Raw genomic sequence first — 12,897 nt, forward strand, 5'->3', positions numbered from 1 at the left:
CCATGACCTGGCGCAGCGTGCACGTCTACTACTACGAGGACCGCAAGTACGACCTCGTGCTGGACGCGGTCCGACCGCTGTTCCAGCGGCTGGGACCGGAGATCCGCGCGTACCACGTGCCGCACTGGCTGCGGGGTCCGCACCTGCGCCTGAACTTCCACACGGGGTCCAGGCAGTACGCCGACCTCGTGCTGCCCGCCGTGCACGAGGTCATCGGCGGCTACCTGGCCGAGCACCCCTCGACGGCCGTGTACGACAAAGAGGAGATGTTGGCCGGGCACCGGTTGCTGATCGAGTCCGAACAGGAGCGCGGCCAGCTGGAGCCGTTGGCCGAGGACAACTCGCTACACGAGGCCCCGTACGACCAGCGGCTGCACGTGCTGGGCAGCACCGAGGCGGCCAGCCTGCTCGCCGACTTCTACGTGGACACCACGGAACTGACCTTCGCCATGACCGAGGCCCTGCGGTCGGGCATGCAACGGCTGCGCCTTGCCTTCGACCTGATGATCGCCACGGCGCACACCCTGTCGGGCATCGGCTATGCCCGCGGGTTCGTGTCGTTCCGCTCGCACGCCGAGGCGTTCCTGTCCTGGGTCCCGCAGGCGGGCGGTCTGCGGCCGGCCTGGCAGCGCCACTACCGGCTGCACTCGCGATCACTGGTCGCGCAGGCGCGTCAGGTGGTCGACTCCCTGGACACCGGCGGCTCCGCGGTGCCCTGGGTGCACGAGTGGGTGCGCGCGCTGGTGCCCTACCGCAGGCTCGGCGGGCAACTGATCGCCTCCGGGCAGATCTCCCTCGACCCGCCCGGCCCGCCGCCGGGCAGCAGGCAGTACTTCGAGAAGCTGGCCAGCAGTCCGATGCACAGCAAGGGAAGCTGGCAGCACTCGCAGGTGGACCGGTTGTGGTTCGGCAAGTACCGGCTGATGCTCAACTACACCTACCTGCACCTGACCCGGCTCGGGCTGACCCCGGTCGAACGGTTCCTGCTGTGCCACCTCGCGGCCAACACCGCTGAGGAGATCTTCGGGGTGCGCGCGCTGGACGTCCGCTTCCCGGTGCCAGGGGACCCCGCGGCCACCCGCGAGGTCGAACTGGGGGAGACGGCGTGAGCGAGCTGGTGACCGAGCGCACGGGTCTGCGGGAGGTCGTGCTGCTGCGCCCGGGCGTGCACTGCGCAGTCAGCGGCAACCAGGAGGTGTTCCTGGTTGCCAAGCCGTTCAGCCAGTCGTTCGGGCAGTTGGACGCGGGGGAGTCGGCGCTGCTGCGCGCGCTGGCCGCCCCGTGCGATGTGGCCGACCTGCTCGCCGACGATGGCTACGGCAGCCACCACACCGTGCGCGGGATGCTGGAGCGGCTGCGCGACGGCGGCTGGCTGACCACCGAGATCAGCTGGAACGGCGAGCCGGTGTACACGCTGCTCCCGCAGGGCACCGGCCAGGTCGCCACCGGCGATCCGCTGCCCTCCTCGTGCACCCTGTCCCGGTTCGCGGTGCTGCGGCGCGAGGGCGATCGCATGCTGCTGGAGTCCCCGGTCGCCGGCTACGAGGTGACCTTCCACGACCCCGGGGCGCTGGCCTGGCTCGGCGCACTGACGATGCTGTCCGAACCCGGCAGGGCCGAACCCGTGCCGAGCCGGGTGGGCAGGCGGCTGCTGGCCGACCTGTGGTGCGCCGGTCTGCTCGTGCCCAGGGGTGAGGCGGAGCAGATGCGGTCCGCCCAGTGGAGCACGCACGAGCTGTGGTTCCACCACATCAGCAACCGGTCGGCGGCGGAGTCCGGGGGCCGGTTCGGCGGGACCTACTGGGCCAGGCGGCACTTCGACCCGCTGCCCGGGCGCCGGCCGCCCTTCGGCGGACCGCTGGTCGACCTGCCCAGGCCCGACCTCGACCGGTTACGCCGCGAGGACATCACGCTCACCGAGGCGATCGAGGCGCGCAAGTCGGTGCGCGAGCACGACGACGACGCCCCGCTCACCGCGGCGCAACTGGGCGAGCTGCTCTACCGGTGCGCGCGGGTCCGCGGCGCGGGCTGGCACGGCGGCCAGGAGGTCTCGGACCGCCCGCACCCCACGGGCGGCAGCGTGCACGAGTTGGAGATCTACCCGTTGGTCAGGAAGGTGGACGGACTTGAACCCGGGCTCTACCACTACGACGCGTACGAGCACCGCCTCAACCAGGTGCCCGCGCACGCGACCTCGACGCGGGCACTGCTCAACTGGGCGGGGGCTCCGCAGGTGTTGTTCGTGATCACGACCCGGTTCGGCAGGGTGATGTGGAAGTACCAGGGCATGGGCTACTCGCTCACCCTCAAGAACGTCGGCGTCCTCTACCAGACCCTGTACCTCGTCGCCACGGCCATGGGGCTGGCGCCCTGCGCGCTGGCGTTGGGCGGCAACGAGTACTTCGCCGAGGCCACGGGCATCGACCAGATGGTGGAGGCGGGCGTCGGCGCGTTCTGCGTCGGCAGCGTGCCCCAGGTCGCCGCCCCGTCCCAGGAGAGCGTCCGATGAGGCCGATGCTGCGACCGGACGCCTACTTCGCCTCGCTGCCCGAGGGGGCATTCTGGCTCACCCACGACGGGCCGGTGCTGCTGTCCGGGGACTCGATCGCGCAGTGGGTGCGACGGCTGGCCCCGCACCTGGACGGGGAGAACTCCCTGACCGACCTGCTCGCCGGGCTGTCCGCGGACCGGGCCGAGTTCGTCGGCGGCCTGGTGCGCACGCTGCTGGACCGGGGCGTCGCGCGCGAGGCCCCGCCCACCCAACTGCCCCCGGCCCGGCTGCTCGCCCCCTTCGCGGCCGAGGTCGGTTTTGTCGACTACTACCGGGATTTCGCCGTCTCCTGGTTCCAGCGCTACCGTGGCACGCGGACCCTGGTGATCGGCGCGGGGCGGAGCCTGGCCGCCGCGGTGAACGCGGCACTGCGCTCCGGACTGAGCCGGGTGACCGTGGCCATCACCGACGAGTGCCCGACCGACCTGAGCGAGCTCGAGTCCACCGCGCCCACGCCCACCCAGGGGCTCGCGGTGCTGCGCAACGAGCACATCCTCAGCGGGGAACCCGACTACCGGCGGTTGATGCACCTGCTCGACGGGGTCCGCCTGGTCATGCAGGTCTCCGACCGGTACGTGCCCACCCGAGCGGACGCGCTGGCCCGTGCCTGCGTGGACAGCGGCGCGCTGCTCGTTCAAGCGTTCGTGGACGGCGACGGTGCCTGGGTGGGGCCGTTGCCGCTGTCCGGAGGGACGGACCGGGGTGCGGTGTGGCGCCGCGTCCTGGGGCCACGGGCGGCTGGTGGCGAGGGGCCGGAGCGCCCCGGCTCCCTCGCCACCGCCACGATGGCGGCACACCTCGTGCACCGCGTGTTCTGCGAGCTGACCGGGGCGACCTCCCTCACCGACCCCGCCCAGCGCAGCGTCACCCGCCTGGACTTCAGCGGCCCGGCGAGCAGTTCGCACCGGGTGGTGCCACATCCGTTCGGGCGGCCGGCCCGAGCGCTGGGCATCGCCGAGTTCCACCAGATGATCTCCGTGCTGGCCACCAGGGAGCCGCTGTCCGAGGAGGAGTTCTCGGTGCGGGCGGCCAAGGTGGTCGACGGCCGGGTGGGACCGCTGCTTCGCTTGGGGGAGCGTGATTTCAGCCAGCTGCCGCTGAACGTCTGCGAGGCGGTCCTGGCCGATCCCCTCGGCCTGGTGCAGGGCGAGGAGGTGTCGGTGACGGCGGCCGGGCACGACTTCAGCACCGCGCGGCACCGGGCCGCGCTGCGCGCCTTCGCCGCCTACAGCTCGATGGTCGTGGACCCGAGGCTGCTCTACACCGACGGCGGGGCAGGCGATGGCTCCGATCCGGACGAGGGCCTGGCCAGGCTGGTCGAGGGCGGGCACCGCGGCTGGCTGTGGGGGGTGAGCCTGGTCGACGGCCGTCCCCGGCAGGTGGAGGTCCGGTCCGTGTTCCCGGTGCTGGACACCGGGTCGGCCCAGGACGTCGTGTACTCCGGTGCGGCAGCCGGGTACAGCTGGCAGGAGGCGGTCCTCGCGAGCCTGGTGGGGCGCTGCCGGGAACTGACCCTCGCCGCGCTGGACCGGGCCGTGCCGCTGGCCCTGGACCGGTGTGAGCTCGACGCCCGGGGCACGCACTACCTCCGGCTGGTGGCGGCCGCGGGCCGGTCGCTGACCGTGCACGACGTCACCGGCGAACTGGGCGTGCCGACCCTGGTCCTCTCCCTCGACGGCACCGCCGTCTGCTGTGCCAGCGCACTCAGGTTCGCCGATGCCCTGCACGAGGGGCTGGAGTCCGCGCTGTTGGCCTGCCAGGCCGAGATCCACCGGCAACCGGAGTACGCCCCACCGAAGGTGGACCCGCTGCCGCTGGCCCTCGTCGGTGCCGAGCCGGTCGGTCCGCGCCCGGACGTGGACCTCGCCACCGCGGTCAGCGCGTTGCGCCGCAAGGGGTTCACGCCGGTGGCGGTGCCGCTGGACCACGACCCGGAGATGAGCGGGATCCTGCCCCACGTCGCACAGGTGGTGTTGCTCGATGACTGATCGATCGGTCGCACTGGCGGGGTCGGGCGCCCTGCACACCTCGATCCACAGCGCACTCGCCGCGGCCAACCTGAGGATCGCCCAGGTCGTCGACACCGCACTCGCCGAAGGGGTCCCCGGCTGTACCGCGCTGGTACTCGCCAGCGACTCCTGGGACACCGGCGGGCACGCCGCGGCGGGTGCGGGCAGCACCGCCGCCGGGCACCCGTGGCTGCCGGTTGTCGCCGAGCTCGGCCACGTGGTCGTCGGCCCGCTGACCACCCCTGGCACACCGGGCTGCCACACCTGTGCGGAACTGCGAAGGCGACGGGCTCGCCAGAACCCCGCCGCACACGACGAGGTGCGCCGCGAACACGGTGCCGCGCTGCGTGCCAGGCCCTCCTCGCTGCTGACCGGCCTGGCCTGCGACCTCGTGGGCGCGCTGGTGGCCGACGAGGTGGCCCGGGTCGGCGACGTGGAGTCCCCGCCCAGGACGGTCGGCGCCCTGCTCCGGGTGGGGCTGCGCGACCTCACGGTGAACCGGCACCGGTTCCTGCCCGACCCGGTCTGCCCGGACTGCGCCGACCTGCCCGAGGACAGCGCCGAGCGCGCGCGGATCACGCTCAGCAGGCGCATCAAGCCCGCACGGGACCGCTTCCGGGTGCGCTCCGCGGAGCTGGAGCACCAGCACCTGCTCGACACCTACGTCGACCCCGTGGCCGGACTGGTCCGCGGGGTGGAGCTGAGCGACCAGGCCGGGCTCGCCGTGGCGGCGGCGCCGATGGGCCTGCGCGGACCGGACAGTGTGGAGTGGAGCTGGGGGCGCAGCGACAACTACCGGACCAGCCTGACCACCTCGGTGCTGGAGTCCCTGGAGCGGTGGGCGGGCATGCAGCCGGGCGGGAAGCGGACCGCGGTGCACGCCTCGTTCGCCGCCGTCCGGGAGCACGCGGTCGACCCGAGGACCCTGGGCACCCACCCGCCGGAGAACCACGGGCCGGGTTTCCCGTTCACCGCCTTCGACGAGGACCTCGAACTGGACTGGGTGTGGGGGTACTCCTTCGCAAGGGACGAGCCGGTGCTGGTCCCGGAGGCCTACGCCTACTACGGGATCCACCGGGTCAAGCCGCGCCGGTCCACCTTCGTCATGGAGACCTCCAACGGGTGTGCGCTCGGCGGCTGCCTGGAGGAGGCCATCCTGCACGCGATCCTGGAGGTGGCCGAACGGGACGCGTTCCTGCTGACCTGGTACGGCAGGATGCCGGTGCCACCCATCGACCTGGACTCCTCGGAGGACCGGTTGATCGCGGTGATCCGCAGGCGGGTGGAGGACGAGACCGGTTGGCGGATAAGGGCCTTCGACACCACGGTCGAGCAGCGGATCCCCTGCGTCTGGCTGATGGCGGTGAACCCGGAGCAGGGGCAGGCGGTCGCCAGGTCCATCTGCACCGGCGGATCGCACCTGATCGCCGAGAAGGCCCTGCGCAACGCGTTGTTCGAGCTGGGACCGGTGATGGGCGGGATCACCCGCAGCTACGCGCAGGACGCCGAGCGCGCGCGGGCCATGGCCGCGGACTCCACGTTGGTACGGCACATGCACGACCACTCGCTGCTCTACGCCTGCCCCGAGGTCTTCCACCGGTTCGACTTCCTCGACACCGACCGCCCCGCGCGGAGTCTCGCGGAGATCGCCGCGAACGCGGGCTTCGCCGAGCAGGACGATCTGCGCGCGGACCTGCTGGAGCTGGTGCGGCGCTATCTCACGACGGGACTGGACGTCATCGTGGTGGACCAGACCACCGCGGAGCAGCGCGTCGGCGGGTTCCACTGCGTGAAGGTGGTCATTCCCGGCACGATGCCGATGAGCTTCGGCCACCACCTGCGGCGGGTGCACGGCCTGCCCAGGCTGCACCAGGTGCCGCAGCTGCTCGGGTACCGGGACGCCCCGCTGTCCCCGGACGAGGTCAACCCGTACCCGCATCCCTTCCCGTGACGCGTCGGCGGGTGGGCGGTGCTCGTCGCCCACCCGCCGCCCGGGCTCAGCGCGCCAGCGGCTTGGCCAGCGAGCCCGCGGTCTCCGGGCCGCGCAGGTCCGCCAGCGTGAGCACCGGCAGGTCCGTCAGCTGTGCGGCCTGCCCGGCCGTTGCCGTGGAGCGGGTGAGCCGCCCGGTCACCCCGATCACCGGCAGGTCCCAGGTCCGCAGTCGCGCCACCCCGCTGCCCGCCCCGACCGCGTCGTGCGCCGCGACCAGGACCCCGTCCACGCAGTGCGCGAAGTCCGGCGTGGCCAGCAGCGCCCCGGTCTCGGCCTGCGGTATGCCCTCGGCCAGTTCCACCACGACCACCCCGACCCCGGTCGCCGCGAGCTGCGCCACCAGCAGTTCGAAGGTCCGCACCAGGGTCGGCAGGCTCGCCCGGTAGGTCGAGGCCAGCCCCGCGTCGGTCATGTCCAGCACCGTCTTGGCCCCCGCGTCACGCATGACCCAGGTCTCCACGCCCATGCCGGTTCCGGTCACCTTGGCCGCGCCGACCTGGAAGCCCGCCTTGTTCAGCCCGCGGATGAGCGCGGCCGCGGCCGAGGTCTTGCCCGTGCCCGCGCCGGTACCCGTGATCACCAGCGTGACCGGTCGCGACGGGTACGGCACCGGCATCCGCATCGCCCAGCGGCGCAGGTTGAGCACCTGGCCCTCCTCGTCGACGAGCAATCCGAGCGGTACCAACGAGGTCCGGGCCTTCGTGCCCTCGCGCTCGGTGCGGGCCGCGACGCCCCCGGCCGCCACGAGCTGGCAGGGACCGAGGTCGTCGGGGACCTGGGCCTGCTCGTGCTCTCCGTAGCAGAGCAGCACCTCGTCGTCGTCGAACAGGTTGGCCAGCCTGCCGTCGGGGCGTTCCAGGTAGCGGTGTTCGCCCACCTCGGTCACCCTGGCCAGCAGTACGTCTCCGGGCTGGGGGTGCACCTCGTGCCGGGTCAGGCCGGCGGCCTCGCCGAGCTGGACGAGCCGGGTGGAGTAGGAGCCCTTGGCCAGTTCGACGCGGTCCACGCTCAGTTTCGCGATGCACACGAGATGTTCCCTTCTGGGGATCGGATTTGCCGAAACCATAGCGACGGCGCGTTCCGGTGAGTTTTCGCGGGAGAGGCGTCCGGTGAATTTGCTTCCTTTGCTGGGGGGCCGGTTCTGTTTCGTCACCTGTTCGTCGCAGTCGTGAGTCCTCGCGCATGTTTCGGGGGCCAGTGGTTTGGCCTCTCCTCCGATCGGCTCACATGCGATAAGTTCGCCCAAAATCGCGTCTTTTGGTTCCTGGTGTGGGAGTTCTGGAGATTCTGATGCTTTTCCGTGTTCTGGGGCCCCTTGAGGTGTGCGGGTGGGACGGTGCACCCGTCCACGTGCGCCACCGCAAACCGCGAGCACTGTTGTCCCTGCTGTTGTTGCGGTCGGGCACCTGGGTGAGCGTCGGCACGATCAGGCAGGTGCTGTGGGGTGGCAGCGCGCCACGGTCCTCGGCCAGCAACATCAAGACCTACGTCTCGCAGCTGCGGCGGGACCTGCCGCCGCGCATGCCGATGGGACGGATCGAGAGCCGGGCGGGTGAGTACCGGATCCTCGTCGAGCCGGACGAGCTCGATGTCACCTGCTTCGAGAAGCTGGTCGACATGGGGGGCGAGCAGTTGCGGGGCGGCCGGCCCGAGCAGGCCGCGGGCAACCTGCGCGAGGCGCTCGACCTCTGGCGCGGCGAGCCCTACGACGAACTGCCCGACGAGGTGGTCCGCTCGGAACGGGCCTACCTGTCGGAGCACCTGCGAGCGGCGAGCGAGGACATGGTCGATGCGCGCATCACCCTCGGCCACAGCGGGGCGGTCATCCCGTTGTTGCGCTCGCTCACCACCGAGCACCCCACCCGCGAGCGCCCGTGGGCGCAGTTGCTGACCGCGCTGTGTCGGACGGGGCGGCGCGCCGAGGCCCTGTCGGCCTACCAGGCGATCTACCACCTGCTGAATTCTGAGCTCGGCATCGAACCGGGTCTCGAGCTTCAGAGGATTCACCAGGAGATTTTGACGGTGGGTGCCGTGGCGGACTCGCCCGCACTCAGTGCCCGCTGAGCGGGCATGATCACCTGTGCCCTTGTTGGGCCTTTCCTGGATGGCCTCGTGGCAGACTGTCAAGTGTTCGGCCGGAGATTCCAAATTGGCTCCGGCGGACAATGGGAACACTCAATTGGAGGATTCAGCGTGAAGTCCGTATACGAGGCGCCGGCGCTCATCGCTGCTGGTTCGTTCGCCAAGGTGACTGCCGGCGGGCCGGTGCAGGGGCAGGGCGGCGGTGGCCACGGCAAGTGGGGCCACGGCCGGGACCACTGCTGCCGTCGTCGCGTCCACGACTGCTGACGGTAACGCCAGCGGTGAGGTGATCCCCGGGCCGCCGTCGTGAGGTGAGGCGGCCCACGGCCAGGGGCGGACACCGCCGTGATGGCGCTGGATCCGGTACCTGCACCCGGTGCTCGAGACCGGGTGGGCTGGCCCGGGGAACCCTGGGGTGGTGGCGGTCGGCCGTGCTGGCCGCCACCACCCCGACCTGCCGAGGACCTCGCACCCCTGTTCGGCCGCCGCGGCGAACACGCGTGCCCCAACAACAGCAAGGCTTGTCGACTCGATGCGATTCCCCTTACTGGCACCCGAGGTGCCGTGGTTCGTCGTTCTGCCCGACACACCGGTACCCGGCGAGGTCCTCGACGCACTGCTCGACCGCGCGGCGCACAACATCGCCTACGCGTCCGGCCGGCCGTGGCTGGTGGGCAACTGGCCCGAGCACCACGCGGTCGTGGCTGTCGAGGGAACCTCGCGTGTCGCGCTGATCGGGCACTCCTCCGTGACGCAGGAGTGCCTGGCGCACGTGACCCAACGGCTGGACGACGTCACCTCCCTGGACTCGGTGCTCAGCAGCGCGGCGGGCAGCTACCACGTGGTGGCCACCGCCCGCGACCGGTTGCGCGTGCAGGGCACGGCTTCCGGGGTCCGCCGGGTCTTCCACGGCCGGCTCAAGGGCCAGGTGGTGGCCAGCGACCGGGTCGATGTCCTGGCCGCCGTGCTCGACGCCGAGATCGACCTGCGGGCCGTCGCCCTCAGCCTGCTCGACCCGATGCGGCCGCACCCGCTCGACGATGTGCCGATGTGGCAGGGCGTGAGCCCGGTGCCCGCCGACCGCTACCTGCTCGTCGGCGTGAACGGGCGACCGCGCAACGTCCAGTGGTGGCATGCGCCCGAGCCGGTGCTGACTCTGGAGCTGGGCGCCCGCAAGCTGGCCAGTGCGCTCTCGGACGCGGTGCGCACCCGGCTGCGCGGGCCGGAGGTGGCCAGCTTCGACCTCTCGGGTGGGGTGGACTCCACCGCGGTGGCCTTCCTCGCGGCGCGCGAGCCAACCAGGTTCGTCGCGTACACGGCGACGGCCTACGACCCCGCCGACGACGACCTGGCCTGGGCGCGCATGGCGATGGGCGAGTTGCCCGGTGTCGTGCACGACGTGCTGCCCAGCAGCGCCCTTCCGTTGGCCTATCACGGGATCAGCACGGCCAGCGACGACCTGGACGAACCCTGTGTCGGCGTGGTGGACCGGGCCAAGCTGCTGACCGCGTACGGTCGGCTGGCCCGGCGCGGGTCGACGGTGCACCTGACCGGTTACGGGGGAGACGAGGTACTCGAAGCGGCCCCGAACCACCTGCACTCACTGGCGCGGTCGGACCTGGTCGACGCGCTCAAGCTGTTCCGGGCGGTCCGGCTCAACTCGCGGTGGCCGGTGCTGCCCTCGATGCGTACCGTCCTGCGCTCGGAGCCCTACTCGGCATGGCTGCACGAGGTGTCCGGACGGCTGTCCGGGGACCACTCGCGTCGCACGGTCCCGGACCTGGAGTGGGAGGTCACCCCGCGGCTGCCGCCGTGGGTCACCGAGGACGCGCGGGCACTCGTGCTGGACAGCTTCAGGGAACTCGGTGGTTCGATCGCACCGCTGGCCTCCCCGAGGGGACGGCACGCCGACCTGTCCGCGATCAGGGGCAGCGCCCGCTTCGTGCGTTCCGTCGCACAGCTGGTGGCCCCGACCGGGCTCCCGATGGCGGCCCCGTTCCTGGACGACCGCGTCATCGAGGCCTGCCTGTCGGTGGACCCGATGGTGCGCCTGACGCCCTGGCGCTACAAGGCACTGCTCAACGAGGCGATGCGCGACACCGTGCCCGACCACCTGCGCGCGCGGACGACCAAGGCGGACTGCTCCGCCGACGAGGAGGCCGGCATCCGGAACAACCGGGCCGACCTGCTCGCGCTGTGCGCCGACTCCCAGCTGGCGCGCCTGGGGTTCGTGGACGCCGACCAGCTGCGAGCCGGCTGCCGGTACTCGCTCGGACCGCAGCGCCTGCACGAACCGTTGCAGCAGACGATGGCCTGCGAGGTCTGGCTGCGCAGGGTCATCGGGCGCGGGACGGTCGAGGGACAACGCTGATCGACACAGGAAGGGCGGTGCGACCGCGCATGGTCGAACTCCGCGAGAACATCGTGTTCACCGAGACCTCGTACGGGGGTGTGCTGCTCGACGAGCGCGCGGGGCAGTTCTGGAGCCTCAACCCGACCGCGGCGCTCGCGCTGCGAGTGCTGCTGGAGCAGGGACACCGGGATCAGGCCGTCACGCAGATCACCGAGCACTACGAGGTCAGTTCCGGCACCGCGGGTGCGGACGTGGACGACCTGCTCGCGCAACTGGGCGCGGCGGGGCTGCTCAAGACCAGGCCGGCGTAGTGCCCCACGTGGCACAGGAGGAGGACCGCAGGAGATGACCACGCCCATGGAGCTGAGCCCGCCGCCCGCGCAGCAGCCGATCGCGCTGCGCGTGCAGGCATTGCTGGCGGTCGCACTGGCGCGCACGCTGGCCCGGCGGAGCCCGGCGCGGATCCGAGCGGTGCTCGACAAGACCAGCCTGGGGGCCAGGCCGGCCACCCACGCCGAGGCGCTGCGGGCGTTCAACGCCGTCATGGCGGTCAGTCGGCGCTGCCGGGGGCCCAGGGGATGCCTGCCCCGGTCGATCGCCACGGCCCTGCTGTGCCGGGCATGGGGGTGCTGGCCGGTGTGGATCGTGGGCATTCGACGGATCGGCCCCTTCGCCGGACACGCCTGGATCGAGGCCCAAGGCGAGTTGGTCGGTGAAATGCATCCCGACGGGTACTTCTTGCCGATGGTTCAGGTGGGACCGAAATCGGCCGAACGCGGCAACGGGGTGGGCCGACCAGTCGAGCACACCCGCAGGTCCTGAGCCCTAGCATGGGTTTTCCGAGATAATTCGGTGCAGTGCATCGAGTGGTCGCCCCGCAGCGGGATGGCCAGAATTTTCGACAGCTCTAGGGAGAGTGGTGAGCTCGATCATTGGCGAAGCGCAGTCGCCGAACCGTCCTGCGGTCCTGGTCGTCCACCAGGTCCCGTTCTATCGGATCGGCCTCTCGCTCGGACTGGGAAAGGAGGGGTTCGACGTTGCCGAGGCCTCGAGCCTCGACGGGACGGAGAAAGCCATCTGGGACGCCTGCCTGGTGCAGTTCGACGTGGTCGGCGAGTCGAAAGGGGTGGCCGACCTGCGCGCCCGCTACCCCGAGGCCGCCGTGGTCGTGGTGGTGGACGAGCCGTCGGTGACCAGCTACCGCAGTGCACTGGCGGCCGGGGCCGACGGGGTCGCACCGCAGGACGTGGCACTGCCGGAGATGATCAACGTGCTGAAGACCGCGATGGACGGCAGGACGTTGCTCCCGGTGAGCATCGCGCACGGCCTGGTGCGGCATCCGGGTCAGGCGCCGAGCGAACTGCGGTTGCCCGACGCCGCTGTGGGCTGGCTCCGCGCCCTGTCCCACGGTGAGTCGATCGCCAGCATCGCGCGCAGCGCCGGCTACTCCGAGCGGCAGATGTACCGGACAATGCAGCAGCTGTACCACCAGATCGGCGCGAAGAACAGGCAGCAGGCCATCGTGCTCGCGACGAAGTGGGGGTTCACGGCTGTTGAGTCCGGTTGAGCGATTCGCGTTGGCGTGATGTCGCCGACGGCGAATCCTGGTCGCCTCGTTCGGCGTACCCGTGGAGCGGTTTTTCTCGGCCGCGTCGGTGGGTACGAACAGGCGGCGTGTCACAGTTTTCGGCTCCAGTGACATGGATTGTGTGAGACCGTGGCGTATAAGCTTTGTGTCAAAACGGGGTGACGGGATGGAGGCGCATTAACTAAATCGGGCCGAATGTGTCAATGCGGATGACACGATTCGACCGCCAGTCGGGGCGGGTTTGACTCATGTCCGTCGAATCGGCGGTGATGTGCTAGAGGGGAGGAGCCCGCCCCTCGGTCCGGGAAGGAGTGGCCATGG

The 12,897-nt window shown here is 71.2% G+C and carries 11 protein-coding genes; 10 read left to right on the forward strand and 1 reads right to left on the reverse strand.

Annotated elements, in window-relative coordinates; all coding sequences use genetic code 11:
• Positions 1 to 2 precede the first annotated feature (2 nt).
• Genes KALB_RS17835 through KALB_RS17850 form a run of 4 tightly spaced genes read left to right on the forward strand, consistent with a single transcriptional unit; the run spans position 3 to position 6,511 of the window.
• The gene (locus KALB_RS17835) at positions 3 to 1,109 is read left to right on the forward strand and encodes a thiopeptide maturation pyridine synthase (RefSeq protein WP_025357078.1); all 1,107 of its coding nucleotides are present in this window, start codon (positions 3 to 5) and stop codon (positions 1,107 to 1,109) included.
• Complete coding sequence (locus KALB_RS17840; protein WP_025357079.1) at positions 1,106 to 2,509, forward strand: SagB family peptide dehydrogenase; 1,404 nt, start codon at positions 1,106 to 1,108, stop codon at positions 2,507 to 2,509. Before KALB_RS17835 ends, KALB_RS17840 begins: the two co-directional genes overlap by 4 nt.
• Positions 2,506 to 4,539 (forward strand): YcaO-like family protein, encoded by a 2,034-nt coding sequence (locus KALB_RS17845; protein WP_148309505.1) that lies wholly within the window; start codon positions 2,506 to 2,508, stop codon positions 4,537 to 4,539. Before KALB_RS17840 ends, KALB_RS17845 begins: the two co-directional genes overlap by 4 nt.
• Positions 4,532 to 6,511: a TOMM precursor leader peptide-binding protein gene (locus tag KALB_RS17850; RefSeq protein WP_025357081.1), complete on the forward strand. Its 1,980-nt coding sequence runs from the start codon at positions 4,532 to 4,534 to the stop codon at positions 6,509 to 6,511. Before KALB_RS17845 ends, KALB_RS17850 begins: the two co-directional genes overlap by 8 nt.
• A 46-nt stretch (positions 6,512 to 6,557) precedes the next feature.
• On the opposite strand, the gene KALB_RS17855 is transcribed toward KALB_RS17850, so the two are convergent.
• A complete protein-coding gene (locus tag KALB_RS17855; RefSeq protein ID WP_025357082.1) occupies positions 6,558 to 7,580 on the reverse strand; it encodes a hypothetical protein in 1,023 nt (340 codons plus the stop codon).
• A 323-nt stretch (positions 7,581 to 7,903) separates the two neighbouring features.
• Between KALB_RS17855 and KALB_RS17860 the strand changes: the two genes are divergently transcribed.
• The 6 genes from KALB_RS17860 (at position 7,904) to KALB_RS17880 (ending at position 12,555) form a co-directional block, all read left to right on the forward strand.
• Entirely contained in the window at positions 7,904 to 8,617 is a 714-nt protein-coding gene (locus tag KALB_RS17860) for an AfsR/SARP family transcriptional regulator (protein WP_201771932.1), read from the forward strand.
• 6 nt (positions 8,618 to 8,623) lie between these two features.
• Positions 8,624 to 8,902 carry a keywimysin-related RiPP gene (locus KALB_RS50190; protein WP_148309506.1) on the forward strand — a complete coding sequence of 93 codons (279 nt, stop codon included), beginning with the start codon at positions 8,624 to 8,626 and terminating at the stop codon, positions 8,900 to 8,902.
• A gap of 265 nt (positions 8,903 to 9,167) precedes the next feature.
• The gene (locus KALB_RS17865; RefSeq protein WP_025357084.1) at positions 9,168 to 11,006 is read left to right on the forward strand and encodes an asparagine synthase-related protein; all 1,839 of its coding nucleotides are present in this window, start codon (positions 9,168 to 9,170) and stop codon (positions 11,004 to 11,006) included.
• A gap of 17 nt (positions 11,007 to 11,023) precedes the next feature.
• Positions 11,024 to 11,299 carry a lasso peptide biosynthesis PqqD family chaperone gene (locus tag KALB_RS17870; RefSeq protein ID WP_236650282.1) on the forward strand — a complete coding sequence of 92 codons (276 nt, stop codon included), beginning with the start codon at positions 11,024 to 11,026 and terminating at the stop codon, positions 11,297 to 11,299.
• 34 nt (positions 11,300 to 11,333) lie between these two features.
• Positions 11,334 to 11,810, forward strand: a complete 477-nt coding sequence (locus KALB_RS17875) for a lasso peptide biosynthesis B2 protein (protein WP_025357086.1) — start codon at positions 11,334 to 11,336, stop codon at positions 11,808 to 11,810.
• A 97-nt stretch (positions 11,811 to 11,907) separates the two neighbouring features.
• On the forward strand, positions 11,908 to 12,555 hold the full coding sequence (locus tag KALB_RS17880; protein WP_025357087.1) for a helix-turn-helix domain-containing protein: 648 nt from the start codon (positions 11,908 to 11,910) through the stop codon (positions 12,553 to 12,555).
• The last annotated feature ends 342 nt before the right edge of the window (positions 12,556 to 12,897 follow it).

It is taken from the genome of Kutzneria viridogrisea DSM 43870 (assembly GCF_000525635.1).
Lineage (GTDB): Bacteria > Actinomycetota > Actinomycetes > Mycobacteriales > Pseudonocardiaceae > Kutzneria > Kutzneria viridogrisea.